Here is a 25,276-nt window from a genome sequence, read left to right on the forward strand (position 1 = left end):
AGCCTGAGTGCATGGGCATGCTGGTACAACTCATGTTCGTGCTGATGATGGCCACGGCGCTCGTCCTGGCCATCGGCTACTTCTGGCGCGGGCGCAACCCTTTCAGCGGGCGTGGCGAACAAGAGTCCGGGACGCTGTACGTCACCGGCATCAGCCCGCGCCCCGAAGCACTCGACGATCAGTACGTCACCATCACCGGCAATATCTCCGGACCGAGCCTGGTCGCGTACGAGGCCTACGGACGCTTCGTCTGGGATGTGAACCGTTGGCCGTATGTGGGCGAGCAGATCCCGGTCCTCTACCCCTCCGGTAAGCCGCAACACTGGTTCCCCGACCATCCGGGTGCGCGCCGGGGAACGGGGTCACCCTTCCACGGCTGACGTCAGCGACGGACCGCCCGAATGAATCCGACACCCGGATCGTGCACGGCAGCCTCTGGTCGATCGATGGCTGCTACGAGATCGTCCCAACCGAAAAACTCGGTACTCCAACCATTCTCGTCGAACCAGACTTCGATATCCGGGCCGAGACCACCGGGCAAGCGAGGCGGGGCGTCATCGCCGGAAACCAAGCGGTGGAGTTCGGCATACCGGCCACTGTTCACCTCGGTGGTGAATCGTCCGGCACCGAAATTGCTTCCCGGAGCGGACAGTTCGGTGATGATGGCCGCCGCCCGCAAAGCTTCCTCAGCGGACAGATAGCCCAGCACCCCCTCGTCCACCCAGAGCGTTGGCTGATCGACGCGGAATCCCTGCGCAATAAGGGTTTCCGCCCACTCGTCGCGTAGATCCACGGCTACGACCTGCCGTTCACACCGAGGACGCGCCTCAGCCTTCCGCAGCACAGGTTCCTTGAACCCGAATGTCTCCGGGAGATCGACCTCGAAGATCCGTGTCTGCGCGGGCCACTCCATGCGAAACGCGCGAGTATCCAGGCCCGCCCCGATCAACACGATCTGCCGAATCCCCTGACCAACCGCCTCCCGGACCCGATCATCAACCAGCCGGACCCCGACGGTCCGCCCCTCGTAGAACTGGCCGGACAGCGCGTCCACCCGCTCCCACCGCTCCGCCGTGAACCCCTCCCGCGCCGCATCGACGAACCACTGCGCCAAGGGGTCGTCATATAGGCGATCAGTCCGTGCGGATTCGCGTGCCCGGATCACAGCCACTCCGATCGCGGTCATTGCCACCCCCGCAACCGGGACTCGCGTCGATGCTTCATCCATAACGCCCTCCCCTCCGAGCAACTAACTTGCCGCCCGGCTAGTAATCTCACTCGAACTGGGACGCTAGGCTCCTACCGGCCGGTCGTCAAGCACTACGGAAGGATTCGATGGACGGGCGTCGCAGCGATACGCGGGAGCGAATCCGTTCCGTGGCAATGGAATTGTTCTCCGAACGTGGTTACGAGAGGACCTCGCTGCGGGAGATCGCCGACCGCCTCGGCGTCACCAAGGCCGCCGTCTACTACCACTTCCGCACCAAGGAAGACATCGTGGTCAGCCTCTCCGAGGACCTGCGCCGCGGCATTGACGAGATCGTCAACTGGGCGCAATCCACGCCGCCCGGATCCGAACGGGCCCGGGAGATCCTCACCCGCTATGGCGCACTGCTCCACGGCCTCGGTTCCGACATGGTCCGGTTCTGGCACGAAAACCAGCCCGCCTTCCGCGATCTCGGCTTCGGCACCAGCCTGCGCTACCAGTTTCGCACGCTGGGCGATCTCATGACCGAACCCGAAAGCGAACCCCTCGCCATCTTCCACGCACGGCAGGCGCTGCTCGCCATCAGTTGGAGCGTCTCGATGATGGGGGACCTACCCCTCACCGATGAGCAGCGCTACGCGGCGGCCACACGCATCGCGGCGGGTATCCTCGCCAAGAGCTGAAGCCGCTACAGAGCGGCGGCCTGGCGGAGTGGGCTGTTTCGTGCACTATCAGCACTGTCCAGGCGAATTCCGCGCTTCCAGGGGAGATAGTGCACGAAAAGTGTCAACGACGCGATACCCCCTGCGGCCCAGCGGTTCACTAGCCCTCGGCATGGCCATCGCCCACCCGCATCGGTGGCTGCATCGGGCGGGAGATCCAGCGTGCGAAGGTCTGCTCGGGCGATACGGTGATCACGTCGGCGACGGCCACCAACTCATCGGGCAACTCTCCGCCGAAATGCTCGAGGCTCGGCACCACAACGGCATCGACATCGGTCGCCTTGGCGACATTGACGAGTCGTTGGAGTGGATGGTCGGTATGTGCGCCGAACACAACGGTTTTGGCGAACGTGTAGCCGAGCCGCCTCGCGAGGCTGCGGATGTGTGTGTCGTCCCACGGTTGGCGTATGCCAGAGATGTCGGAACGCAGGTAGCCGAGGGCGGTTGGTACTTCGAGCACGATCACCACCCCCGACGCGGCAGATAAGTGCGGGATTCGGAGGCGAGGCGGGCCTGAATCTCGGCGACGGTGGAACCTGCACGATGACGAGCCGGGCGAGTGCTATTGGATACGGCCGCCATCACAAGCAGCAGCGCGGCGAGCGTGGATACGAGAAGTTCCATGATGTCGGTCCTTCCGATCATCGGCGGGTTGTGAAACGCCTGGAGAGACGTGACACCAGCACATGCCGCGATACATCTCAGGGCAACACGTTTCGGGAAACCCAGAACGAATCTTCCGAAAGCCCAGAACCACGCCCGAACCACGGCGCACACTTATCCAAACGCACTCATCACAAATCCCAGAACACGAGCACTTCACACCCAAACGGAGCATCAGCGATGTCCGAAATCGAGTCCACGCTTCCCCGAAGGCAACTCGGTCGGTACCTGCGAGATCTTCGCCTACAGTCGGGCATGACGATTACCGAAGCCGCGAAGCTGATCGAACACGGTTCGAGCACCCTGCAGCGGCTGGAGAAGGGCACCGGTCGGGTTCGGGTGCTCGATGTCGAGGCGTTGTGCCGCGTCTACGGTGCCGACGAAACGACCACGGCGGCGATGCTCGGGTTGGCTCAACAAGCGAAAGTGAAGTCTTGGTGGCATGACTTCGGGGATCTCATCCCGCAAAGCTTCGACGTGTACATGGGTTTGGAGGCAGCGGCCCGCAATTTCACGGCCTACAACGTCGAACTGGTTCCGGGACTGCTCCAGACCGCCGACTACACGAGAGCGCTCGTCCGATCTGGGTACCCTGAAGAAACCGCCGCCGACCACGATAGGCGGGTGCGGATGCGGGCGCAGCGACAAATCCTGATCACACGCAAAACTCATTCGGCGACAGTCGATGTCGTCCTGAACGAGTTCGTGCTTCGGCGCGTAATCGGCGGACGCGGTGTGATGTCCGCGCAGCTACGCCATATCGCGGACCTGAGTACGCGACCGAACGTGACGATCCGCATTCTGCCGTTCACCGCCGGTGTTCCGAGCGGTCGCCTCACCGGACCCTTCATTGTGCTGGGCTTCGGCGATCCAGCCGAACCGCGAGTCGTATACGTTCCGATCTTCACCGGTGACATGTACCTGGAGAAGGAAGAGGACGTCCGCAAATACGATCAGGCGTTCCAGGCGATCCAGCACGCGACGTTGGACGAGGTGAGCAGCAGAAATATGCTGCGCCAGATTGCAAGGGAGTACGAACGTGAACGTTGACCTATCCGGAGCACGGTGGTTCAAGAGCACCCGGAGCGACGCGGCCAAGGAGTGTGTGGAGGTGGCCTTCGTCACCGGCGGCGTCGGCGTCCGCGACAGCAAGGACCCGAGCGGTCCAGCGCTGATCTTCTCCCCGGTCGAATGGGACACCTTCACGGCAGGCATGCGCGCTGGCGAGTTCGACCTGAACTAGCGCCCGAATAACTGGGCCGCGAGCGACCAGGGTAAAGGTGGGAGCGTGAAGCTAGATCTATCGCACGCGAAGTGGTTCAAGTCCAGCTCCAGCGCAGGCGGGCAGGAGTGTGTGGAGGTGGCCTTCGTCACCGGCGGCGTCGGCGTCCGCGACAGCAAGGACCCGAGCGGTCCAGCGCTGATCTTCTCCTCGGCCGAATGGGACACCTTCACGGCAGGCATGCGCGCTGGCGAGTTCGACCTGAACTAGCCCTGCACATCAGTCGAACGTCAGCGCTTCCGGTTCGTCGGTGTAGGCGGTGGCGATCTCGGTGGCGAGGGTGAGGGATTTGCGGGCCCAGTCGAGGGAGGTGGTGGCTAGGCCGCAGGCGGGGGTTACCAGGATTTGGGTGGCGAGGCGACGGCGGGGGAAGCTGAGGCGGTCCATCAGGCGCACACCGGGTTCGGCGAGTTCGCGCCAGGTGACGGGGGTTGCCGGGGCGGTGGTGGGGATGAGGCCGAGGGCTAGGTGGCGGCCGGATTCGAGGAGTTCGCCGAGGGCGTCGAGGTCGGCGGTGCGGATGGTGGCGAGGTCGAAACCGACTCCGGCGGTGGCGGTGCCACGGAGGAAGTCCAGGGCGGGTGGCTCTTCGCAACTGTGAATCAGGACCGGGCCGGGTTGCGCGGTGATGACCGTGTCGAGAATATGCTGCGCTTCCGGGGCGGGGACGGCGCGCACCGTGTTCATCACGCTCGGGCCGACGAGCGAACCCTCCAGAACGGCATTCAGCATGGGTTCGTCCAGCTGCACAATGACTTTCGCGCCCAGGCGCTTACCCACCTCGGCGACGTGCTTGGCCAGGCCCTCGGCCAGGGATTCCGAAAGGTCGCGCACCGCACCGGAATCGGTGAGTACCCGGTGCCCGAGTGGCAGTTCCACCTGGGCGGCGAGGGTCAGGGGACCTACTGCCTGCACCTTGATCGTACGGCCGGTGCCGGTGAGACCGGCTGTCTCCCAGGCTTCTTCGAGGGTGTCCAGATCTCGGCGCAGGAAGTCGCGGGAGCGGCGGGCCGCGCCCCCTGGGCGGACGGCCAGGCGGTAACCGCGGGTGGTGGTGTCGAACCGCATATCCACCAGCAGGGCCGAGGCGCGGCCGACCATGTCCGCGCCGACCCCGCGATCGGGCAGTTCCACCAGATGCGGCAGATCCCCGAGTTCACCGACCACGGTCGCGGTCGCCTCGCGGATATCGTCACCGGGCCACGATCCGACTCCGGTCGCGATCCCACCCGGCAGTGCGCCGCGCTCGTCTGTGCCGTTGTCACTCAACTGGATTCACTTCGCCTTTCGAGCGTCGTCACCGGTGTGCACGTCGGTATCCCGACGTGCACATTCGCCGATCGTCCGGCACGCGAAACTGCCGTGTCGGTTCGGCACCGCTGGCCCAGCCTGTCATCCCGGTGCGGTTCGGGCGGTATCCGCTGCCGACCAGAGGTGGATTCCGGCCAAAAGCATGCCGGAATGACGGGGCTGTTCCGGCGGTGTGCCGTTGGTCGGAACAAGGCCGAAACGACGGGGTTGTTCCGCTGGACAGAACGACGGGGCGACTCACCGGCCGAACAACCGGGGTCCATAGCCGCCTGACCATGGTGCGTCACCACTCATTCGGCGGTGCCGGACACCAATTCGTTCGCGTACGAGTGCTTCTCACGTTCGGTACCGGAGATGGTGCCGCTACCGAGCACGAGATCGCCGCCCTCGGCATCCAACCGGTACATGACCACCGCCTGCCCGCGTGCGACACCGGTGAGCGGTTCGCGCAGGCGCACCACAAGACCGCCGTCGACCGGTTCGACCACCGCCGCGGCGAGACCGCCGTGCGCGCGCACCTGGACGGTGCATTCGATCGGTCCGTCGGGGGTTTCCCCGGAGGTCCAGATGGCGCGGTCGGCGAGCACCGTCCACACGTGCAGATCCTCGGCGGAACCGACACGCACGGTGCCGGAATCCGGGTCGATATCGGTGACGTAGCGCGGCTTACCGTCGGCGGCGGGACCCGGCAGACCCAGCCCCTTGCGCTGACCGATGGTGAAACCGTGCACGCCTTCGTGATCGGCGAGCTTGGTGCCGTCGGAATCGAGCACCGCACCCGGGCGGATACCGATCTTCGCGCCCAGGAAGGCCCGGGTATCGCCGGAGGGGATGAAGCAGATGTCGTGGCTGTCCGGCTTATTCGCCACCGCGAGGCCGCGCTCGGCGGCCTCTTCGCGAATACGCGGCTTCGGAGTATCGCCGACGGGGAACATGGCACGCGAAAGCTGCTCGGCGGTCAGCACCGCGAGCACATAGGACTGGTCCTTGTCCTCATCCACCGCCCGCCGCAGCACACCGTCCTCGAGGCGGGCGTAATGCCCGGTCACCACGGCATCGAAGCCGAGCGCCAGCGCACGGTCGGCCAGCGCCGAGAACTTGATCTTCTCGTTGCAGCGCAGGCATGGATTCGGGGTCTCCCCGGCGGCGTAGGACGCGACGAAATCGTCGATGACGTCCTCCTTGAACCGGTCGGCGAAATCCCAAACGTAGAACGGGATTCCGAGCACATCGGCGGCGCGGCGCGCGTCTCCGGCGTCCTCCTTGGAGCAGCAACCACGCGATCCGGTGCGCAGTGTCCCGGGCGAGGCGGACAGCGCCAGGTGCACGCCCACCACCTCATGTCCGGCGTCGACGGCGCGGGCGGCGGCCACCGCCGAATCCACGCCACCGCTCATCGCGGCAAGTACTCGCATCAATACCCTCCCTTCGCACTGGCCAGTCCGGCAGCCTTGGCTCTTTCCACCACCTGTGGCAATACCGCCAGTACGGCATCCACATCGGCATCGTTCGAATCATGTCCCAGCGAGAAGCGCAGCGATCCGCGCGCCAGCCCCGGTTCCACCCCCATGGCGAGCAGCACATGGCTGGGCCCGGCGACCCCCGCATTGCAGGCGGATCCGGTGGAACATTCGATTCCGGCCGCATCCAGCAGCATCAATAGCGAATCACCTTCACAACCGGGGAAGGTGAAGTGCACATTGCCCGGCAGGCGATGTTCTCCGGTCGCGCCGTTCAGCACCGCATCAGGTACCGCGTCGCGGACTCCGGCAATGAGACGACCACTCAGCCGCCCCAATTCGGTCGCACGGCCCGACATTCCGCGCGCGGTCTCCCGCAGCGCCGCCGCCAGCCCCACGGCCGCGGGCACATCCGAGGTTCCCGACCGCAGATCACGTTCGTGTCCGCCGCCGTGCACCAGCGGCACACACGGCACCGACCGACCCAGCAGCAGTACCCCGACCCCGTGCGGTCCACCCACCTTGTGTCCGGCGAAACTGGCCGCCGCGAGTCGGCTGCCCGCGAAGTCGATGGGCAGCTGCGCCGCGGCCTGCACCGCGTCGCTGTGCATGGGAATATCGAACTCCTGTGCCACCGCCGCCAATTCGTTGATCGGCTGAATCGTGCCGACCTCGTTATTGGCCCACATGACACTCACGAGGGCGATTTCGTCGGCATACGCGGCGAGCGCGTCGCGCAGCGTCCGCGGTGATACGACTCCCTCGGAGTCCACATCCAGCCAGGTGACCCGCGCGCCTTCGTGCTGCTCCAACCACTCCACGGCGTCCAGCACCGCGTGGTGTTCGACCGCGCTCACCAGAATCCGGGACCGCTTCGGATCGGCATCGAGCCGCGCCCGATAGATCCCCTTGACGGCGAGATTGTCACTCTCGGTCCCACCGGAGGTGAAGATCACCTCGGACGGTCGAGCCCCCAGATTCGCCGCGATCGATTCACGCGCCTCCTCGAGCCACCGCCGTGCCGCCCGCCCCGACCCGTGCAGCGAGGAAGCATTCCCCGCGAGCCCCAGGACAGCCGTCATCGCCTCGATGGCGACCGGGAACATCGGAGTAGTGGCCGCGTGATCGAGGTAGACCGTCTGGGCACCGACCGGACCCGGGTAAACCGACTTCATGACCGATAAAGCCTATCCCACTCTCTACCTGCACTACCTTGGGGTATCCGGGCTGGCTCGACGATTTCTCGACCCATGCACCCACGATGCGCAACCCGCGCGCACCCGCCGGATATTCCACCCCGGGTTGGCCGTCCAATCCCTATCGCGCCGACCGAGATCAGCTATCACCACGCGTACATGCGCTGCTGCGGGTATCAGCCCCGCGTCGGCCGGCGAATCGGCGTTGGTGAGGTATGGCGCTGCTAATCGAGGACTTCGGCTTGCTGGGGGGACCTGCAGACCGCGGCACTGGTCGGGCGGGACGGATCCATCGATGGGTTGTGTTTTCCGCGACTCGATTCACCGGCCCCCTGCTGGGCGGCGACGAGCGGGCCGGGTTATGGCGAATCGCGCCGGGAGCGGGCGGACTGTGCAGTATTCGGCGATATGGCGGGTACTCGTCGAGACGCCGCCGCGCTCCGGCCACACCTGTGGTGACCATTGTTTCGACCACTGTGCCGACCGGGTAGGACCAACGGAAACAGGCCGCCGACGATCCCGGCTCATTCGGTATCGGAGTAGTAGCGTCCTCGCCAGGCCGCCGGGTACAGGAGGTGATCGTCGGTGGTGACGAATCTTCTCGTGCTGGCCGCCGTCGTCGTCGCGTCATTGGCGGCGGCGTATTCGGCCGCGCGCATCCTGCGATCCGCCCCGCCGGACCTGGACACCATGCCCTTCCTCTCCGGCAAAACCGCGGTGGAACACGCGGTTTCGCGCTATCACGTGCGCTGGTACGCCATCACGATGATCTTTCTGGCCTTCGATATGGAGATGGTCTTCATGTTCCCGTGGGCGGTGGTCGTCGCTGATATCGGCGTCATGGCCGTGGTGGAGATGTTCGGCTTCCTCGCGGTGCTGATGGTCGGCGTGCTCTACGCCTGGCAGGAAGGCGCACTGCGATGGGTGTGACCTCGTGGCTACGCGGCCGGGTGGCGGTGGCGCCGCTCATCGCGACGGCGCCGGGCGGCACCGCGGTACGGCTCGCCGTCGAGCGCGCGGTTCGGGAGAAAGGCTGGCGGCCGGTGACGAGCCCGGCCGCCGCGGATCTGCTGGTGGTCGCGGGCGCACCGGTGGGCGGTGAGTTCGACGAGGACGTGCGGCAGGTACTCGCGGCACTTCCGGCGCCGTGCGTGCGGGTCGATATCGCCGAATCCGATAATGCCGCAGCCCTGTTGGAGAACGCGGCCCTGGGGCTGCGCACCGGCGACAGCCCTGGCGGGAGTCGCGACGCCGGCGAACACGAGAGACCTGAGGGTGGTGCCGAAAGCACCGCACGTTTCATGGCGAGGCGCACCGGCATCGCGACGCGCTTCTTGGCCGGGATCCGCACCGTGTGGCACGCACTTCCGGGTGTGGATTCCGGCCACAAGCACGCCGGAATGACGAGAGGTGTTACGCCTCGAACCTCTGACCAACAGCTCGGTGAGCAGGTCGGCGACCGCCGAACCGGCGGACATGACGCCCATCCCGGGCACGGCGCACACACCGAGCACGCTCCCCACAGCAAACACAACAGCCACAGCAGTCACAGCGGACACGACGCACACAACACCTACCGCGCACCCGACACCCCGGCCGGACACGGTGAACACGACGACCACGACCCCGGCGAACCCCACAGCCATGGCGAGCACGACACCCACGCCGGGCACGACACCCACGCCGGGCATGGCGCTCACGATGAACACGGCGAGCATGGCGAGCATGGCGAGCATGGCGAGCATGGCGAGCATGGCACCCACGACGGACATAGCGAGCATGACGGCCACGGCCACGGCGGGCACGACATGGCGTCGATGGGGCTGCCCGGTGGGCTGGCGATGGCCGACCGGGCCGCGGATCGCGATGGGCTCGAGCTCGATGTGCTCACCGTTACGCTCGGCCCGATTACCGCGTGGTGGCCCGCCGGGCTGATCGTGCGCACCCGGCTGCAGGGCGACTTGATCACCAGCGCAACGGTTTCGGTGCTGCCGCCGCCACCGGGAACCGAATCGTTCTGGCTGCGTCCATGGCTGCGGGCGGATCGGGGTGAACCGAGCACCGTGGCCGAGGGCGGGCGATGGCTCGCTGCCCGACGACTGGATTCGGCCGCATCCCTGCTCGCGCTGACCGGCTGGGACGATGCGTCGATAGCGGCGGGGCGACTGCGGGACGAATTGCTGTGGACCGGGCCGGACGCGAATGCCGAACGGCGGCTGCGTCATTGGACCCACCGAGTGTCGAGCTCCCGGATACTGCGCTGGTCGCTGCGGGATATCGGCCGGGTCGCCGCACACCACAACGTCCCGTCCGGGCTGGCGGGCGATACCCACGATCGCCTCCTGCGAATGGTCAGCGATATCCGGGACAGCGAACTGCGCGACGAAAGTCCTTTACGGCCTGGAACATTCGTCGGCGACCAGGCAACCCGCGACGAATGGATCGTCGCGGCGCTACCCGAGCTGCTGGCCGGGGTCGAGCTGGCGGAGGCCCGACTGCTCGTCGCCGGTTTCGATCCGGATGTGGCGGCGCTGCGGCAATCAGTGGTGATGCCGCGTGGTTGAGGTGGCGCCCTGGTGGATGGCCCTCGCCCTACCGGGCGCGGTGCTACTGATCGTGGTCGGTGTGGAGATCACCGAGTCGCTACTGCGCGCCCGCACCGCTGGCTCACCTACGGCGGTGGCCGCCACCGCCCCACTGCGCTCGGCCGCACTACTGCTCCTCCAGCAGCGCCGGCGGGTGGTCGGTGCGGATGTGCCGCTGTGGCGCTGTGCCGGTGTGGCATTGCTGACCGCTGGGGTACTGGCCGCCGCCCTGATCCCGGTCGGCGGGCAGGTGGTGCTGGATTCCGGTGTGGGTGTGGTGTGGTTCAACGCCGCCGAGGTGGTGGCCTGGGCGGCGGTGTGGTTGGCCGGTTGGGGTTCGAACTCCGCGTTCGCCCTGGTCGGGGGCTACCGTTTCATCGCCCAGGGGCTGGCCTACGAGCTGCCGCATATGTTGGCGCTGACCACGGCGGCGCTCGGCGCGGGATCTTTGCGAATCGCGGATATTGTTGCCGCCCAGGAGGATCAATGGTTCATCGTGATCATGCCGGTGGCCTTCGCGGTCTACCTGCTGTCGGTGCCCGCCATAGCCTTCCGCGCTCCATTCGACGCCCCGACGGGTGCGGATATCGCCGGGGGCGTGGCCGCGGAACTGTCGGGTGTCGACCGCCTGGTCCTGGCCGCCGGGCAACGGGTGCTGTTCGTGGCGGCCGCGGCAATGGCGGTTCCGCTCTTCCTCGGCGGCGGTGCGGGACCGCTGCTGCCCGCGTGGTCGTGGCTGCTGATCAAGACCCTCGCGGTGCTGGCCGTGCTGATCTGGCTGGGGCGGCGCTGGCCGACGATCCGGATGTCGCGGTATACGGAAGTCGCCTGGATCGTGCTGCTGCCGCTGATTCTGTTGCAGGCGTTGGTGGTTTCGCTCGTTGTCGTCCGGTGAATCGGGAGGTGGTCGACGGTGTGGTCACAGGTGCTGTTCTGGCTGTGCGCGGTCGGCGCGGTCGGGACCGGTATCGCGGTATTCCGGGTGGATTCGATGGCGCGGGCGACCTTCGCGCTGCTGGCGTCATTTGTGTTCGCGGCGGGAACGGTGCTGCTGGTGCGGCTGCCCTACCTCGGTGCCCTGGTGGTGCTGATGATGATCATGGAGATGGTCATCATGGTGGTTTTCATGATCATGTACATGATGAACCCGGCCGGGCTGATGCCCATGAGCATGGTGCACAACCAGAAAGCGGCACTGGGCATTTCGGCGGCGGTGTTCGTCGCACTGTCCGCGGTCGCGCTGCTCGTCGACTGGCCGCGATCGGGCCGACCCCGGCCGCCCGACCCGACCGTCTCCCTCGGTGAGGCACTGATGGGCCCGAAGATGCTCGTCATGATGATTCTCGGGCTGGCACTGTTCACCACCATGGTGGCGACGGTGGTGCTGGCCACCCATCGCGGCCGCTACGACCGCTACGGTGATCGGCTGGACCGGCGCATACCCGATGATCCGGCGCGCGGCGGTGTCGGCCGATGAATCTGCCCGAATTCCTGGTGCTGGCCGCGGCGCTGTTCAGTGTCGGCCTGTACGGCGTGCTGTCACAGCAGTCCATCGTGATGATCATGATGGGGCTGGAACTCATGATCAATGCGATAATTGTTGCCGCGGCGGCCTTTTGGTACTTCGCCTGGCCCGCGGCCGATGCGCAGGTACTCGTCCTCGTCGCGGTCACCGCGATGGCGATCGAAATGGCGGCCGGGTTCGCGGTGACCACCGCGATCTTCCGCGCCCGCGATATCGATATGGTCGACTCGGCCGACGATCTGCGGGGCTGAACCCATGCTGTGGCCGATGATCGCGCTACCCGCCGTCGCCGGTGTGGCACTGCTGCTCGGCGGCCGCCGCGTCGATCGATTCGCGCCCGGAATCGCACTGCTCACGGCGGTGGCGACCGCCGTGCTCGCCGTGCTGAACGCCGCCGAACGGCCTGCGGTGTCCGCACCGTTCCTGGCCGGAATCCCGGTGTCGTTCGGCGTCGATGGCCTTTCGGCGGTACTGATCGTCGCCGTCGCGGTAATCGTCGTCGCGGTCCTGATCTTCGCTCTGGGCGACCTCGGTTCCGACGAGCCACGCGCCCGTTTCCACGGCCTCATGCTGCTGTTCGCCGCCGCCATGCTGGCCACCGTGACCGCGCGGTCGCTGCTCCCGCTGCTGATGGCATGGGAGCTGATGGGGGCCGCGTCCTATGCGCTGATCGGTTTCCGCTGGCGCGAGGCGGAGCGCACCGAATCCGGTCTGGTGGCCTTCCTCACCACTCGCACCTGCGATTTGGGCCTGTATATCGCGGCCGGGGCTGCCCTGGCGGGCGGTGCCGGCGTCCTCGCGCTCGACGCGCTGGCCGACCTCGACAGCCTGTGGCTGCATGTGGCCGCCGCCGGGGTACTGCTCGCCGCGCTCGGCAAATCGGCGCAATTGCCGTTCAGCTTCTGGCTGTCGCGCGCCATGGTCGGCCCGAGTCCTGTTTCCGCCCTGCTGCATTCGGCGACCATGGTGGCGGCGGGCGCCTACCTGCTGCTGCGTTCGGCTCCCCTGCTCGACGCGACCGGCTGGGCGGCCACCGCCACCGCGTGGATCGGCGTGGGCACGGCGATAGCACTCGGCGCGGTGGCGGTATGTCAGAGCGATCTCAAACAGCTACTGGCGGCGTCGACTTCGGCTCAGGTGGGTTTCATGGTGCTGGCGGCGGGAGTGGGTGGCGTGGCCGCGGGCAGCGGGCACCTGGTCGCGCACGCGGTGACCAAGAGCCTGCTGTTCCTGACCGCGGGTGCGTGGCTCACCGCGCTCGGCACCAGGAGTCTGGCCGGACTACGCGGCGTCGCGCGGTCGTATCCCCTTGCGGGCGTGGCGTTCACGGTGGGTGCGCTGGCGCTGGCCGGGGTGCCGCCGTTCGCCCTGTGGCCGACGAAGGACGCCGTCCTCACCGCGGCCCGAGACAGTTCGGTGGCGCTGTACGCGGCCGGATTCGCGGCGGCACTGCTCAGTGCGGTGTATGCGGGGCGGGCGCTCACCCTGGTGTGGCTGCGACCGCTGGCGGACACCGAAAGCCACTGGGACAGTGAGGAACCCGGTACCCGCAGCGTGAACTCCGCCCAGGCGATACCGCTGGTCGCGCTCGCCGTACTCACCGTGGCCGCGGGTGGGATGGCGCTGCCCGTGGTGCACGACCGATTCGCCGCACTTCTCGATCATGATTCCGCACCGGCGCCGGGCTGGTCCGAACTCGTCGTATCCGGCGGCGTAGCGGTAACGGCCGTCTCCGTGGTCGCCCTCCTGGTGCGCCGACGCGGCGACCTCCCCGCCCCCGCCGTACTGGCCGGATGGCTCGGCCTGGAAACGGCCGCGCGACGGCTACTGGTGAAACCGGTACTCGCCACCGCCCGGACGCTCGCGCGCTTCGATGACCGAGTGCTGAGCGCGGGTGTGGACACCGCCGGTACCGGAACACGAGCCCTGGCCGGGCGACTGGCGAATGTCGACGATCACGCACTCGACACGAGCGTCGGCAGGACCGCCCATGGCACCCGGGTCCTCGCCCGGCGACTGGCCGACTTCGACGACCACGTACTGGATGCCGGTGTGGACACCGGCACGCACGCGGTACTCACCCTGGCGGAAATCTCCGACCGGCGCACCGAACACGATATCGACGCGACGATACGCGGCATTGCCGCCGCCACTCGTCAACTCGGGCGGTGGGCTCGCCGCCCCCAGACGGGTCTGGTGCATCAGTACTACGCCCAGGCGACGATCGGCATCGCCGTTCTCGCCGTCGTCCTGCTCCTGCTGCGATGACTCCGCGACCACATGAAGAGCGACCACGAGAAGAGAGGTGAGTGTGCTCAGCATTCTGGTGTTCCTGCCGCTGCTCGCGGCCGTCGGCCTGATCGCCGCGCCCCGGATCGGCGACCGGGCGGCCCGCTGGATCTGGGTCGCGGTGAGCGCCGTCGAAGTGCTGCTGGTCGCCGTGCTGTGGGTGCGCTACACCAGCGGACCAGCGGCCGACGGTGCCTTTGCCGAGGAGGTGCGCCGCGAGTGGATCCCCAGTCTGGGTTCGAGTTACCACATCGGGATCGACGGACTCAGCCTCCCGCTGATCGCGCTCACCGCCGTACTGTTCCTCGCCTGCGCGGTGTACTCACTGCGCGAGACCCGGCGGGTGCGCTGGTTCGCGGCACTGTTCCTCTTTCTCGAGACCACCTGCCTCGGTGTCTTCGTATCGCTGGACCTGGTGCTGTTCTTCGTCTTCTTCGACCTGTCCATTGTCGGGATGTATTTCCTGATCAACGGGTGGGGGCATACGCAGGCCCGCCGGGCGGCCCTGCAATTCTTCCTCTACACCTTCCTCGGATCGCTGGCGATGCTGCTCGGGTTCATCGTGCTGTACCTGTCCGCGCAACCGCACACCTTCGACATGGTGGCGCTGATCGAGCAGAATCCGTTGGCGGGCAATACCGCTCGCGGTGCGGTGGCGCTCGCCGCGATCGGGATCGGCCTGGCGATCAAAACGCCGACCGTGCCGTTCCACACCTGGCTGCCGCTGGCCCACACCGAGGCACCCGCCGCCGGATCGGCGATTCTCGCGGGTGTGCTGCTGAAGCTGGGCACCTATGGTTTCGTCCGGATCGCCATGCCGATGCTTCCGGAAGCGTGGCGCCGCTATGCACTGGTCATCGTGATCATCGGCGTGGTCAGTGTGCTGTACGGCGCGCTGGTGGCGCTGGCGCAGAACAACTTCAAGCGCATGGTCGCCTACACGTCGGTCAACCATATGGGCTATATCGCGCTCGCCCTGGGCGCGGCCGGGCTCGCCGCGGGCAATAGTGAGCAGGCGCGCACCCTCGCGGTCAGCGGCGCGGTCACCCAGATGGTCAGCCACGGGCTGATCACGGGTGCGTTGTTCCTGGTGGCGGGGGTGCTCTACGAACGCCGCCACACCTACGAGATGGACCACTTCGGCGGATTGGCCGCCCAGGCACCGGTTCTCGCCGCCGTCACCGCGATGGCGGCGTTCGCCTCGCTCGGGCTGCCCGGCTTCTCCGGCTTCATTGCCGAATTCCAGATCTTCACCGGCTCCTTCGCCTCGGCGCCGGTCTATACCGCACTGGCCGTTCCCGGAATTCTGCTCACCGCCGCACTGCTACTGCGCGCGTACCAGCGAGTGTTCCTCGGCGCGCCCCGCGCCGGCTCGTTCGCCGATCTCACCGCGCCGGAAGCGATTTCGATCATGCCGCTGATGGCCTTCGCATTGGCCCTCGGCATCTTCCCGCGCGTCCTGCTCGATGTGATCGAACCCGCGGCCCGAACGCTGGGCGTCCTGGTGGAACGCTGAGATGGAATCGACCGACCACATGGTCCAGGACCTGATCGCCTTGCTCCCGGAGGGCATACTCGCGGCCACCGCCGTGCTCGGCTTGCTGCTCGGCTCATTCCTCCCCCGCAATCGGCAGTCGGTGGTGCGTGGGCTCGCGGCCCTCGCCTGCCTGGGGGTGGCGGCCAGCACCCTCGCGGTGTGGGGTCGAGACGCCATGACGATCCTCGAGGGCAGCTACGGCATCGACACCGCCACCAATACCGTGCGCCTCGCGGTGGCCGCCGCACTCCTCTTGCTGCTGGTCCTCTCGTTCGGGGAAACACACAGCGGCCCAAGGGAATCAGAATTCCTGATCCTGCTGCTGATCAGCGGTTTGGGAGCGGTGCTGCTGGCCGGGGCCACCGATGCCCTGGTGCTGGTCGCGGCGTACCTGCTCGCCAGCGTCCCGCTCTACGCCCTCACCGGTTTCGCGAAGGACTCCCCCGGCACCGAGGCCACCCTCAAGTACTATCTGCTCGGCGCGCTGTTCGGCACCACCATGCTGTTCGGTGTGGCAGTCCTGTTCGGGGTCGGCGGGGCCACCGCCTATCCGGCTGCGGCAGCAGCACTCCCGCACGCCCCGCGTGCGGCGCTGGTACTCGCCGCGGTGGCGATACTGGGCGGGCTGCTGTTCAAGGCGGGTGCGGTACCGGCGCACTTCTGGGTACCCGATGTCACCCAGGGCACCCGCCCGGCCGTCGCCGCACTGGTCACCACCGTGCCCAAACTGGGTGCCGTGGTCGCGATCATTCGTTTGTGCGCAATGGTATTGGAGCCGAGCGCACTGGACTGGCGGGTGCTGATCGCCGCGGTCGCCGCCGTCACGATGACGCTGGGCAATCTGGGCGCCTTCTTCCAGACCGACGTGCGCAGGCTGCTGGCCTACTCGACCATCAGCCAGGTCGGCTACCTGCTCATGGGCGTCACGGCGGTGGGCCGCGCTGACCAAGCCGTGCCCGCGGTGCTGTTCTATCTCGCCGCCTACACCGTCACCAATCTCGGTGCGTTCGCGGTCGTGTGCGCTCTCCCGGGTTTGCGCACCGTCACCGACTACACCGGGCTGCTACGACGTCGGCCCGGACTGCTGCTGGCCCTGGTGGTCTGCCTGCTGGGTCTGATCGGCACCCCGCCCACCGGTGTCTTCGTGGGCAAGCTCAGCGTATTCACCGCCACTGTCGACGCCGGATTCGGTTGGCTGGTCGTCCTGGCGGCGGTCAATACGGTAGCGAGCGTCTTCTACTACCTGCGCTGGATCGCTCCGGCACTGCGTCCCCGACCGCCGGGACACGAACTCGACCGGTCCGATGCGCCGTCCCGCGTCGCGGCGAATACGGCCGCCATCGGCTCCGTCATGCTCGGGGTACTCGCCGGACCCATGATGAGTGCGCTCGCGGGACCGCTCGTCGCCCGGTGAGTACCTGGTCCGGCTGGACGTTCGGCTGTTCTTCACGAAGCTGCCCGTACCCGCTTCGCGGGCAACGGCACATCCGCGCACTACCTGACCACCGCACACATCCCGCCCCGACGTCGGGTGCGGTCCGACGCCGGGGCGGGATGTGTCAGGCGGTGCGCGGCTGTCGTCCTGGAGTGAGCACGGCGGCGACGAGGGCCGCACCGGCAGCAGCGACAGCGGCGACAGCGGCGACGGTGAATCCGCTCGTGAATCCGTCGAGTGTGTTCGCGGCGAGGCTGGCGGCCGCGACACTGGAAATGACGGCTGCTCCGAGAGCGGCACCGAATTCGTGGAAGGTGCTGACGATTCCGGAGGCGATGCCCGCTTCGTGCGGGGCGATCTGACCGAGGGCGGTTGCCGAGGCGACGACGAACATGGCACCGGTCCCGGCGGCCGCGATCGTCACACCCACCACCACGGTCGCGGGCCGCATCGAGAGGGCGGGTATGGCCAGCCCAATCGCGGCAGCCAGCAGTCCGGCCACCCCGAGCGCTCGCGCCCCGAGCCGAGCTATCGCCCGGCCGGTGAGGTCGGCTCCCAGCATTGTCGCCAGCGCCACCGGAAGGAACAGCAATCCGGTCCGCAGCGCGCCGTAGCCCTGGCTCTGCTGGAAGTAGAAGGTGCCGAGGAAGAACACCGCGATCATCAACGCGGTCGCCATCAGGATCAGGAACGTGCCGGTGGCCACCGGACGGCGGACGATCAGGCCGATATCCAGCAGTGGTGACCGAGTGGTCTTCTCCCACAGCACGAATACCAGGTATCCGAGCGCGCCCACCCCGAGCAGCCCCGCGGTGGCGGCGGTGCGCCACCCGTGGTCTCCGGCATTGATCAGTGCGTAGATCACCGTGCCGGCCGAGGCGGTGACCAGCAACGCGCCGAACACGTCGAGCCGGGTGCGGGGCCCGGTGACCTGCTGTCGCGGCAGCATTCGGGCCAGAGCTACAGCAATTACCAACGCGATGGGCACATTGATGTAGAAGACCCACGGCCATCCGGGGCCCGCGGTGAGGAGCCCGCCCAGCAGCACTCCGAGAGCCGCGCCGCCGCCACCGAGCGCAGACCAGACGCCGAGCGCCCTGTTCCGCTCATCACCGGCGAACAGGCCGACGACCAGGGACAGAGCCGCCGGTGATAGCAACGCCGCGCCGACACCCTGGGCGACGCGACCGCCCAGCAGCAGGCCCGCCGATTCCGAAAGTCCGGCTACCAGCGACGCCACCGCGAAGATCGTCAACCCGGTCAGCACAACCGGCTTGGCCCCGATCAGGTCGGCGGCCCGTCCACCCAGCAGTATCAGGCCGCCGAATACCAGGGTGTACGCGCTGATCGTCCAGGTCAGTGCCGCACGGCTCAGGTCGAGATCGGTCTCGATATGCGGCAGCGCGATTGCCACCACGGTGATATCGAGGATCAACATCAGCTGGGCGACGCCCAGGAAGCCGAGGATTCGCCAGCGCAAGGGATGCGCGGTGCTGGGCTCCGCCCATATCTGTTCGGTCATCAGTAGCCTCCTAGCTCAACTCGTATGAAGTAGTACGAGTTATCGATTGAAGACTAACACGTATATTCCAGTACGAGTTAAGCTACTGTCATGCCCCCAACCACCGGTCCTCGCCGACGCGCAGACGCCGAACGCAGCATTGCCCGCATAATCGCCGCGGCGCGAAAGAGCCTGAGCGTCAACCCGGATGCGAGCATCGATGACATTGCCAAGGCGGCGGCGGTCGGCCGGATGACGCTCTACGGCCACTTCCCCAACCGGGCCGAACTGGTCGACGCCGCATTGACCGACGCCCTGCGATCCGGTGATGAAACCCTGGCGGACGTCGACCTCAACGGGAACGCACGCGACGCCCTGACCCAACTGCTCGACTCGAGCTGGTCACTCGTGGCTGAATCCACCGCACTGCTGATAGCGGCCCAGGCAACCCTGCCCGAGGAGCGCATCCGCGAACTGCACACCGGCCACGCGGTACGAGTCGAAGGGCTCATTCGCCGCGGCCAGCGCGAAGGCGTCTTCCGCACCGACCTACCGATCACCTGGCTGGTGAACCTCGTCCACTACATCCTCAACGGCGCTGCCGCCGAGGTTCGTGCCGGACGCATGCCGGCCGACGACGCCGCCCACATCGTCACGACCACAGTGCAATCCACCCTCGCGCCCCCACGTGATCACCCCGAGCGCTAATGCTCAGACTCGGACTGCTCCAACGACTCGGCGGTGCGGGGAACCACCCTTGAAAACCGCATTCCGATCCGGATGCGCGTTCGGCGCGAGTACCTGGTCCGGCTGGACACTCGGCTGTTCTTCACGAAGCTGCCCCGCACCCGCTTCGCGGGCATGGACCGGCCAGGCCGCGAAATCCTGGTCGGCGTGGGCGTCGTTCAAGGCGCGCTCGCAGCGGCGGGCCAGGTCATGGCGGTCGGTACCGGGCATTTCCAGCGGTCGCAGGACTACTTCGGCGACGACTCCGCGTGAGCGCAGGACGCGGCGGATGGAGTCGCTGAGGGTGTCGGCGCCGATGAATCCGGGGATAGTGGACAGGTTGCCGACGCGGTCGCGGTAGCGCAGGTGCATGGGCCGCACGGGGGTGCCGGTATCGACGGCGGCTTGGAACAGGGCGGGGCGGAGGCGGCCGCGGGCGCGACCGCACCAGGTGGTGCCCTCGGGGAAGATGGCGACGCGATCTCCGGAACGCAGGCGGGCGGCCAGCTGATCGACCACGCCGGGCAGGCGGCGCAGGCTTTCGCGTTCAATCGGGAGCACGCGCACCATGCGGGCGATACCGCCAAGCAATGGCCAGTCGATCAGGTCGGCGCGGGCCACGAATCCCATGGGCTGTACGGCCGCCAGTACCGCGATATCGGTCCAGCCGACGTGGTCGGCTACGACCAGCAGGCCGGTGCCGGGGTCCGCGGGCGCGGCACCGGCGGCACTGTTGTCGATCACTCGAATCCGAATCCCGCAGCAGAACAGCAGGGTTCGGGCGTAGCGGCGGTTCACCGCAGGTCGCCAGCGGCGGGGAGCGGCCAGGTAGGCGACGGGGAAGGTGGAGAGTACCGCCGCGAAGGAGAGGACTCGGGCAGCGACGCGGAGGGTTCCGGCCTCAGTGGGTGCGTCGACGCAGTCCGGCCCGCAGGGGCTCGACGGCATCCAGGCGTGCACGGGGGCGGCGGGCGGGCACGATAGGGGTGCCGAGCCCGGGGAAAGGAGCGCTGAAATCATGGTTACTCACCGGGCGTCGAAAGTGGCTGCGGCGCTGCGCAATCGGTCCAGGTAGCGGGTGTTGATAGTGGAGAAGCCGAGCAGGGCCACGAAGTCGGCGACGCCGAATTCCGGGTCGTGCGCGGGTTCACCGCAAATCTGCGCGCCGAGACGCAGATAGCCGTTGAGCAGTGGCGGAACCTTGGCCCGGGCGGGCGGTTCGATATCGTCGAGGGTGCGACCGCCCACCACGACCGGGCGGTACGGCTGAACGAATCGCGGCGCTTCGATGGCGTGGCGGGCGAGCAACAGATCGCGCACACCGCGCACATTCACGCCGGGCTGGTCGTCGGCCGTCAGTTGCATGGGCACCGACACGCAACCCATCACCCAGTCGTAGCCGGTGAGTTCGATGTAGTGCAGGATGCCCGCCCACATGAGGCTGAGCACCGAGCCGTTGCGATGTTCGGGCAGGACACACGCGCGGCCCATCTCGACAATGCGCTGTCCGGTGGGATCGAGCCCCGCCAGATCGAATTCGGTGGCGGTGTAGTAGCCGCCTGCCGCGATTACCTTGTGCGGCGGCAGCATTCGGTAGCAGCCGACGAATTCCTCGGTGAGATTGTCGCGAACCAGCAGGTGATCGCAGTGCTCATCGAAGCGGTCGTGATCGCGGCCGGTGCCGTCATCGGTAATGGTGAACCCGGGCTCATTGGCGAAGACCCGGTAGCGCAGCCGCTGCGCCACCTCACGATGGGCGACGTCGGATTCGACGACCAGGGAGTAGCGGGCGCGGCCGGTGGAGCGGATCGGTTCCGGTGTGGAACATGACGCGGACGGGAGCAGTGCGGGATTCGATCCAGCGGTAAGCAGGCTGGAGGTCGACGCTGCCTTTGTGGTCATAGTGATGATCAAGCCAGCCGCACACTGCCTCGGAGCGACCGCGAGATGGCGTGCCGATGCCAGTCCGGTGAACGCGACCTGGACCACACGCGGAGTTCACCGATGCGTCGCTAATCGTTCCCTACCAGGCCTTTTGCTCGTTCCCGAAAGCACGATGCGCATGGCTCGCCGAGGAAGGACAGCGTATGACACGGTCGCGGGCCGCGTTCGACCACCCCCGGCTTCAACTGCCGAAGAGCAGTGCGGTGTCACCGAATTCGTGCCATAGATAGCCGGTGTCGAGGGCCGCGCGGTACGCCTCACGCACGGTGACCGCGCCCGCGACAGCCTCCAGGAGGTGCAGGTGCGAGGCTCCGGGTTCATGCCAGCCGGTAATGAGACCGTCCACCACCCGGGCCGGATGGTCCGTGCCGAGCACCAACTTCGTCCAGCCCGATATCGGATGCACGAGTCCGTCCGGTCCGACAGCGGATTCGAGCGCCCTGGTGACCGTGGTACCCACCGCGACCACCCGTCCGCCCGCCGCACGCGTGGCATTCACCAGGCGGGCAGTCGATTCCGATACTGTGAGCCGCTCCGGGCTCGGTGGTTCCCGTGACTCCGGGGAGGACACATTGGTGTGCAGGGTGATCGGCGCGAGCACCACCCCGGCGCTCACCAGTTCGGTCACCAGCCCCTCGGTGAATGGACGTGCCGCACTGGGCATTTCAGCGCTGCCGGGCTCACTTGCGAAGACGGTCCGGTAGTAGGACGCCGACCAGCGCTGTGTGACATAGGAATAGGTGATCGGTCGACCGTGCCGAACCAGCAGCCGCCATACGTCGCCGCTCACATCGGCGACCCAGAGCCGTCGTGCACCCGGTAACCAGGGTCGGCGCAGGACAGCGCTGATCCCACCCGGAAGGCGCACCCGCGCACCCGATTCCAGCGGTGCGCCCGACCATGGTGTTCCATGCGGATCACGCAGCTCGACTACCCAACCGCCGTCCTCGAGCCAGGTGCCGAAGTGCAGTACACCAGTGGAGCCGAAGATCGCGTCCACGGCCGCTTTCAGCATTGCCGAGTTGTTCACCACCACCAGATCGCCGGGGTGCAGGAAGTTCGGCAGCTCGTGAAATCTCGCGTGGGTGAGAACCCCACCGTCGGACACCATGAGCCGAACCTCGTCGCGCTCCAGCCCCCGCGCCTCCGGCGGGCTGGTGGCGGCACGATCGGTGGGCAGTGTGAAATCGACCGTCTCCATCGCGATGGTCATGACCGCACCGCGAGCTCGGAGGCCAGGTATCGCCCGCTGTCAGGGCGCGTGCCTATGAGCTGAAGTAGCGTGGGCACAACGGTTTCCGGCTCCGGACGATCGGAGATCTCCTCGCCCGGGAAGGCCGCCTGATGCATCTCGGTACGCATATCGCCGGGATCGAAGCTGTAGATCCGCAGCTCGGGGTTCTCGGCCGCGAGCACCGCGGTGACCTGGTCGAGGGCCGCTTTGGACGACCCGTACCCACCCCAGCCCTCGTACGCGCCGACAGCGGCATCCGAGCTGATATTCACCGCGATCCCCTCGGAGCTACGCAGCAGCGGCAATGTCGCCTGCAATACCGCCAGGGGCGCAATGACATTGGTCTCGTACACTGCCGCCAGGTCATCCAGTGGATACCGGTCCAAACGCGGTAGCGGACTCGGGCCAAGGGCACTGGCATTGTTGATCACCAGATCGAGCCGCCCCGCCGCTTCGACCGCGCCGACGAGTTGTGCTCGATGCGTTGGATCAGCGATATCCCCGACCACCGCATAGGCTCCCGTCGCCGCTCGAACGGCTTCGAGCCGCTCGGCCCCGCGCGCGGTAATGATCAACCGCCACCCCTGTGCGGAAAGGGCGAGCGCGAGCGCCCGCCCGAACCCCGCCGAGGCTCCAGTGATGAGTGCTGTGCTGTTGTCTCCCATAACGCCATCGTGAAACCTCAACTGAACTCGAGGTCAATGATTCTTCGCCGAAGGCGAACAATCCGATGGTCAGCGGTTCGGACGCGGACCGGAACCGCTCGGCTCTCCATGTAATCTGCGCGAGCTCCCGCGACTTCCTGTGCGGGCGGCCCGATTCGTATCGATCAGCCGCGGTGGTTGCAGTTCGCCCTGGGCGACAGTGCGGTGCAATCAGGTCTGGCGCTTCAGGCATTCTCCCGGGCGAAGCTGCGTGCGCCGATCACCATGAGTACCAACGCCACACCCACTGTGAGCGCGGTCCCGAGATACACCTCACTCGCCCCGAAATCACCCCGGAACAGCGCCCGCGCCGCATCAACGGTGTGCGAGAAGGGATTCACGGCCGCGATGTTCTGCAACCAGGCGGGGCCCACACTCATGGGCAGCAGGATTCCGGACAGCAGCATGAGCGGCACCGAAATGGAGTTGAGCACCGACGCGAGCGTCGTCTCCGAACGCGCCCACATACCCAGGGCATAGGACGCCGAGGCCAGCCCTGCCGCCATTACCGAGATGAGCAGGACCGAAAGCACCAAACCCACCGGGTCCGGCCGCACTCCGAAGGCCAGCGTGGCAACGCCCACCAGAATGAGCGCCTGCGCGGCGAGCACCACCATATCCTTGAGCACCCGCCCGACCAGCAGCGCGGCGCGTGACGCGGGCGTAACCCGTTGCCGCTCAACAGTCCCGGACCGCAGTTCGGCGACTATACCGAATCCCGCGAACATGGACCCGAACAGTCCGATCTGAATGACCAGCGCCGGAGTGAGGATCGTCCACGAGTCCTCCCCCGGCGAGATGCCCTTCACCAATGGCCCGAACAGCACCAGATAGAGGATCGGCTGGAAAACCCCGATCAGCACCCACGCCGGGTTGCGTAGATTGCCCCGCAGCTGCGACCAGAAGATCAGCCCGGTCTCTCGCAGCGATGTCATGACTGTGCTCCTTCCCGCAGTGAACGTCCCGTGAGTGAGAGAAATACATCGTCGAGACTGGGCCGCTTCACGGTGAGAGCCCCAGGGGTGATGTCTTTTTCGTCGAGCGCGCGCAATAGCGGCACCACGGCCTCGTCACCGCGTTCGACGGTCAGATGCACCAGAGCCGTTCCGGTACGGCCGGTTCTGTCGCCGTCCGCCCGTATACCCTGCCGCACGTCCAACACCGATTCAGCGACCTGAAGCGCGAGATCGGCGTCGCTGTCCTCGATTTCGAGGCTGATCACATCGCCGGAGATACGCCGCTTCAGCTCATCGGGCGTACCCATCGCGACAATCCCGCCGTGATCCATGACCAGGATCCGGTCGCAGAGGGCGTCGGCTTCCTCCAGGTAGTGGGTGGTGAGGACGACGGTGGTGCCGTCGCCGCGCAGTCGCCGAATGTGCTCCCAGAGATTGGCCCGGCTCTGCGGGTCCAGTCCGGTGGTCGGTTCGTCCAGGTAGATGAGGGTGGGCCGGTGCACCAGGCCGAGTGCGATATCGACGCGACGACGCTGCCCGCCCGAGAGCTGCCCGCAGGTGCGTCCTGCCAACCCTTCCAGGCCCAACGCCTCGTACAGCGCGGCAGCACTGCGCCGCGCCTCGGCCTTGGAAAGACCGAAAAGCCGGGCCTGTAGCACCAATTCTTCCTCGACGATGTGCTCGTCGACCGTCGAACCGCCCTGCGGCACATAGCCGATACGCGAGCGCACGATGCGGGGTTCGGTGCGCAGGTCCGCGCCCACGACGGTCGCTTCGCCCGCAGTGGGTGCGAGCAACGTCGAGATCATGCGCAATGTCGTGGTCTTACCCGCGCCGTTGGGGCCGAGCAGACCGAGAATTTCGCCCGCATGGACGTCGAAGTCGATTCCCTTAACCGCTTCGACCGGGCCGGATTTGGTAGTGAACGTTCGGGCCAGCCCGCGCGCCCGGATTACCGAGTCGGCGGGATGAACGCGAACCGAGTCGGTCGTTTCCACC

At 67.0% G+C, this 25,276-nt stretch carries 27 protein-coding genes; 14 read left to right on the forward strand and 13 right to left on the reverse strand.

The genetic code is table 11. The features are described 5' to 3' along the window. Window positions 1-11: 11 nt before the first annotated feature. Window positions 12-380 carry a hypothetical protein gene (locus NU1_RS25485; protein WP_245720302.1) on the forward strand — a complete coding sequence of 123 codons (369 nt, stop codon included), beginning with the start codon at window positions 12-14 and terminating at the stop codon, window positions 378-380. A gap of 2 nt (window positions 381-382) precedes the next feature. Here the strand turns inward: NU1_RS25485 and NU1_RS25490 are convergent, their stop codons facing one another. After that, the gene (locus tag NU1_RS25490; RefSeq protein WP_067524970.1) at window positions 383-1,228 is read right to left on the reverse strand and encodes an SAM-dependent methyltransferase; all 846 of its coding nucleotides are present in this window, start codon (window positions 1,226-1,228) and stop codon (window positions 383-385) included. A gap of 155 nt (window positions 1,229-1,383) precedes the next feature. Between NU1_RS25490 and NU1_RS25495 the strand changes: the two genes are divergently transcribed. Further along, on the forward strand, window positions 1,384-1,890 hold the full coding sequence (locus tag NU1_RS25495) for a TetR/AcrR family transcriptional regulator (RefSeq protein WP_245720309.1): 507 nt from the start codon (window positions 1,384-1,386) through the stop codon (window positions 1,888-1,890). 139 nt (window positions 1,891-2,029) lie between these two features. On the opposite strand, the gene NU1_RS25500 is transcribed toward NU1_RS25495, so the two are convergent. Then, window positions 2,030-2,389: a hypothetical protein gene (locus NU1_RS25500; RefSeq protein ID WP_067525113.1), complete on the reverse strand. Its 360-nt coding sequence runs from the start codon at window positions 2,387-2,389 to the stop codon at window positions 2,030-2,032. Between the two features lie 2 nt (window positions 2,390-2,391). Next, the gene (locus tag NU1_RS41750) at window positions 2,392-2,553 is read right to left on the reverse strand and encodes a hypothetical protein (protein WP_157553008.1); all 162 of its coding nucleotides are present in this window, start codon (window positions 2,551-2,553) and stop codon (window positions 2,392-2,394) included. Window positions 2,554-2,583: 30 nt separating this feature from the next. Between NU1_RS41750 and NU1_RS25505 the strand changes: the two genes are divergently transcribed. Genes NU1_RS25505 through NU1_RS25515 form a run of 3 tightly spaced genes read left to right on the forward strand, consistent with a single transcriptional unit; the run spans window position 2,584 to window position 4,084 of the window. Then, on the forward strand, window positions 2,584-3,642 hold the full coding sequence (locus tag NU1_RS25505) for a helix-turn-helix domain-containing protein (RefSeq protein ID WP_307644807.1): 1,059 nt from the start codon (window positions 2,584-2,586) through the stop codon (window positions 3,640-3,642). Further along, a complete protein-coding gene (locus NU1_RS25510; RefSeq protein WP_067524977.1) occupies window positions 3,632-3,835 on the forward strand; it encodes a DUF397 domain-containing protein in 204 nt (67 codons plus the stop codon). The genes NU1_RS25505 and NU1_RS25510 overlap by 11 nt, the downstream gene beginning before the upstream one ends. A 45-nt stretch (window positions 3,836-3,880) precedes the next feature. Continuing rightward, a complete protein-coding gene (locus NU1_RS25515; RefSeq protein ID WP_067524979.1) occupies window positions 3,881-4,084 on the forward strand; it encodes a DUF397 domain-containing protein in 204 nt (67 codons plus the stop codon). Between the two features lie 9 nt (window positions 4,085-4,093). Here NU1_RS25515 and NU1_RS25520 read toward each other — a convergent pair whose 3' ends face one another. From NU1_RS25520 to NU1_RS25530, 3 genes are all read right to left on the reverse strand, one after another. Further along, window positions 4,094-5,143 carry a methionine synthase gene (locus NU1_RS25520; protein WP_067524981.1) on the reverse strand — a complete coding sequence of 350 codons (1,050 nt, stop codon included), beginning with the start codon at window positions 5,141-5,143 and terminating at the stop codon, window positions 4,094-4,096. A gap of 332 nt (window positions 5,144-5,475) precedes the next feature. Continuing rightward, window positions 5,476-6,600, reverse strand: coding sequence for a tRNA 2-thiouridine(34) synthase MnmA (mnmA, locus tag NU1_RS25525; RefSeq protein WP_067524983.1), 1,125 nt, complete (start codon window positions 6,598-6,600; stop codon window positions 5,476-5,478). Further along, window positions 6,600-7,820, reverse strand: a complete 1,221-nt coding sequence (locus tag NU1_RS25530; RefSeq protein ID WP_067524985.1) for a cysteine desulfurase family protein — start codon at window positions 7,818-7,820, stop codon at window positions 6,600-6,602. Before NU1_RS25530 ends, mnmA begins: the two co-directional genes overlap by 1 nt. A gap of 609 nt (window positions 7,821-8,429) precedes the next feature. Here NU1_RS25530 and NU1_RS25535 point away from each other — a divergent pair. From NU1_RS25535 to NU1_RS25570, 8 genes are read left to right on the forward strand one after another with little or no spacing between them, the layout of a single operon-like run. Continuing rightward, window positions 8,430-8,771, forward strand: a complete 342-nt coding sequence (locus NU1_RS25535; RefSeq protein WP_157553011.1) for an NADH-quinone oxidoreductase subunit A — start codon at window positions 8,430-8,432, stop codon at window positions 8,769-8,771. Next, a complete protein-coding gene (locus tag NU1_RS25540) occupies window positions 8,762-10,405 on the forward strand; it encodes a hypothetical protein (RefSeq protein ID WP_067524990.1) in 1,644 nt (547 codons plus the stop codon). Before NU1_RS25535 ends, NU1_RS25540 begins: the two co-directional genes overlap by 10 nt. Continuing rightward, window positions 10,398-11,321: a complex I subunit 1 family protein gene (locus NU1_RS25545; protein ID WP_067524993.1), complete on the forward strand. Its 924-nt coding sequence runs from the start codon at window positions 10,398-10,400 to the stop codon at window positions 11,319-11,321. Before NU1_RS25540 ends, NU1_RS25545 begins: the two co-directional genes overlap by 8 nt. Before the next feature lie 18 nt (window positions 11,322-11,339). Then, a complete protein-coding gene (locus tag NU1_RS25550; protein ID WP_067524995.1) occupies window positions 11,340-11,903 on the forward strand; it encodes an NADH-quinone oxidoreductase subunit J family protein in 564 nt (187 codons plus the stop codon). Beyond that, on the forward strand, window positions 11,900-12,202 hold the full coding sequence (gene nuoK / locus NU1_RS25555; RefSeq protein ID WP_067524997.1) for an NADH-quinone oxidoreductase subunit NuoK: 303 nt from the start codon (window positions 11,900-11,902) through the stop codon (window positions 12,200-12,202). The genes NU1_RS25550 and nuoK overlap by 4 nt, the downstream gene beginning before the upstream one ends. Window positions 12,203-12,218: 16 nt before the next feature. Next, window positions 12,219-14,219: an NADH-quinone oxidoreductase subunit 5 family protein gene (locus tag NU1_RS25560; RefSeq protein WP_245720303.1), complete on the forward strand. Its 2,001-nt coding sequence runs from the start codon at window positions 12,219-12,221 to the stop codon at window positions 14,217-14,219. 43 nt (window positions 14,220-14,262) lie between these two features. Further along, entirely contained in the window at window positions 14,263-15,756 is a 1,494-nt protein-coding gene (locus NU1_RS25565; RefSeq protein ID WP_067525115.1) for a complex I subunit 4 family protein, read from the forward strand. 1 nt (window position 15,757) lies between these two features. Continuing rightward, the gene (locus tag NU1_RS25570; protein WP_067525001.1) at window positions 15,758-17,191 is read left to right on the forward strand and encodes an NADH-quinone oxidoreductase subunit N; all 1,434 of its coding nucleotides are present in this window, start codon (window positions 15,758-15,760) and stop codon (window positions 17,189-17,191) included. A 145-nt stretch (window positions 17,192-17,336) separates the two neighbouring features. Here the strand turns inward: NU1_RS25570 and NU1_RS25575 are convergent, their stop codons facing one another. Next, entirely contained in the window at window positions 17,337-18,734 is a 1,398-nt protein-coding gene (locus NU1_RS25575) for an MFS transporter (protein WP_067525003.1), read from the reverse strand. Window positions 18,735-18,824: 90 nt separating this feature from the next. Between NU1_RS25575 and NU1_RS25580 the strand changes: the two genes are divergently transcribed. Further along, a complete protein-coding gene (locus tag NU1_RS25580) occupies window positions 18,825-19,421 on the forward strand; it encodes a TetR/AcrR family transcriptional regulator (protein ID WP_067525005.1) in 597 nt (198 codons plus the stop codon). A 3-nt stretch (window positions 19,422-19,424) separates the two neighbouring features. On the opposite strand, the gene NU1_RS25585 is transcribed toward NU1_RS25580, so the two are convergent. From NU1_RS25585 to NU1_RS25610, 6 genes are all read right to left on the reverse strand, one after another. Continuing rightward, the gene (locus NU1_RS25585; protein ID WP_245720304.1) at window positions 19,425-20,459 is read right to left on the reverse strand and encodes a lysophospholipid acyltransferase family protein; all 1,035 of its coding nucleotides are present in this window, start codon (window positions 20,457-20,459) and stop codon (window positions 19,425-19,427) included. A gap of 6 nt (window positions 20,460-20,465) precedes the next feature. After that, window positions 20,466-21,341, reverse strand: coding sequence for a GNAT family N-acetyltransferase (locus NU1_RS25590; protein WP_084521800.1), 876 nt, complete (start codon window positions 21,339-21,341; stop codon window positions 20,466-20,468). Between the two features lie 223 nt (window positions 21,342-21,564). Further along, on the reverse strand, window positions 21,565-22,596 hold the full coding sequence (locus NU1_RS25595; RefSeq protein ID WP_067525009.1) for an S-adenosylmethionine:tRNA ribosyltransferase-isomerase: 1,032 nt from the start codon (window positions 22,594-22,596) through the stop codon (window positions 21,565-21,567). Continuing rightward, the gene (locus tag NU1_RS25600) at window positions 22,593-23,282 is read right to left on the reverse strand and encodes an SDR family NAD(P)-dependent oxidoreductase (protein WP_067525011.1); all 690 of its coding nucleotides are present in this window, start codon (window positions 23,280-23,282) and stop codon (window positions 22,593-22,595) included. The genes NU1_RS25595 and NU1_RS25600 overlap by 4 nt, the downstream gene beginning before the upstream one ends. A gap of 224 nt (window positions 23,283-23,506) precedes the next feature. Continuing rightward, window positions 23,507-24,256: an ABC transporter permease gene (locus tag NU1_RS25605; RefSeq protein ID WP_067525013.1), complete on the reverse strand. Its 750-nt coding sequence runs from the start codon at window positions 24,254-24,256 to the stop codon at window positions 23,507-23,509. Next, window positions 24,253-25,275 carry an ATP-binding cassette domain-containing protein gene (locus NU1_RS25610; RefSeq protein ID WP_067525015.1) on the reverse strand — a complete coding sequence of 341 codons (1,023 nt, stop codon included), beginning with the start codon at window positions 25,273-25,275 and terminating at the stop codon, window positions 24,253-24,255. The genes NU1_RS25605 and NU1_RS25610 overlap by 4 nt, the downstream gene beginning before the upstream one ends. Window position 25,276 lies beyond the last annotated feature (1 nt).

Source organism: Nocardia uniformis NBRC 13702, from assembly GCF_001613345.1.
Taxonomy (GTDB): Bacteria; Actinomycetota; Actinomycetes; order Mycobacteriales; family Mycobacteriaceae; genus Nocardia; species Nocardia uniformis.

What these genes read in the sequence shown, in the direction of transcription:
- NU1_RS25570 (WP_067525001.1), top strand. Translation starts at nt 15,758, where the DNA reads ATGGAATCGACCGACCACATGGTCCAGGACCTGATCGCCTTGCTCCCG.
- NU1_RS25495 (WP_245720309.1), top strand. Translation starts at nt 1,384, where the DNA reads ATGGAATTGTTCTCCGAACGTGGTTACGAGAGGACCTCGCTGCGGGAG.
- NU1_RS25605 (WP_067525013.1), bottom strand. Translation starts at nt 24,256, where the DNA reads ATGACATCGCTGCGAGAGACCGGGCTGATCTTCTGGTCGCAGCTGCGG.
- mnmA (WP_067524983.1), bottom strand. Translation starts at nt 6,600, where the DNA reads ATGCGAGTACTTGCCGCGATGAGCGGTGGCGTGGATTCGGCGGTGGCC.
- NU1_RS25540 (WP_067524990.1), top strand. Translation starts at nt 8,762, where the DNA reads ATGGGTGTGACCTCGTGGCTACGCGGCCGGGTGGCGGTGGCGCCGCTC.
- NU1_RS25590 (WP_084521800.1), bottom strand. Translation starts at nt 21,341, where the DNA reads ATGACCACAAAGGCAGCGTCGACCTCCAGCCTGCTTACCGCTGGATCG.
- NU1_RS25485 (WP_245720302.1), top strand. Translation starts at nt 12, where the DNA reads ATGGGCATGCTGGTACAACTCATGTTCGTGCTGATGATGGCCACGGCG.
- NU1_RS25560 (WP_245720303.1), top strand. Translation starts at nt 12,219, where the DNA reads ATGATCGCGCTACCCGCCGTCGCCGGTGTGGCACTGCTGCTCGGCGGC.
- nuoK (WP_067524997.1), top strand. Translation starts at nt 11,900, where the DNA reads ATGAATCTGCCCGAATTCCTGGTGCTGGCCGCGGCGCTGTTCAGTGTC.
- NU1_RS41750 (WP_157553008.1), bottom strand. Translation starts at nt 2,553, where the DNA reads ATGGAACTTCTCGTATCCACGCTCGCCGCGCTGCTGCTTGTGATGGCG.
- NU1_RS25490 (WP_067524970.1), bottom strand. Translation starts at nt 1,228, where the DNA reads ATGGATGAAGCATCGACGCGAGTCCCGGTTGCGGGGGTGGCAATGACC.
- NU1_RS25595 (WP_067525009.1), bottom strand. Translation starts at nt 22,596, where the DNA reads ATGACCATCGCGATGGAGACGGTCGATTTCACACTGCCCACCGATCGT.
- NU1_RS25580 (WP_067525005.1), top strand. Translation starts at nt 18,825, where the DNA reads ATGCCCCCAACCACCGGTCCTCGCCGACGCGCAGACGCCGAACGCAGC.
- NU1_RS25600 (WP_067525011.1), bottom strand. Translation starts at nt 23,282, where the DNA reads ATGGGAGACAACAGCACAGCACTCATCACTGGAGCCTCGGCGGGGTTC.
- NU1_RS25585 (WP_245720304.1), bottom strand. Translation starts at nt 20,459, where the DNA reads ATGATTTCAGCGCTCCTTTCCCCGGGCTCGGCACCCCTATCGTGCCCG.
- NU1_RS25575 (WP_067525003.1), bottom strand. Translation starts at nt 18,734, where the DNA reads ATGACCGAACAGATATGGGCGGAGCCCAGCACCGCGCATCCCTTGCGC.
- NU1_RS25530 (WP_067524985.1), bottom strand. Translation starts at nt 7,820, where the DNA reads ATGAAGTCGGTTTACCCGGGTCCGGTCGGTGCCCAGACGGTCTACCTC.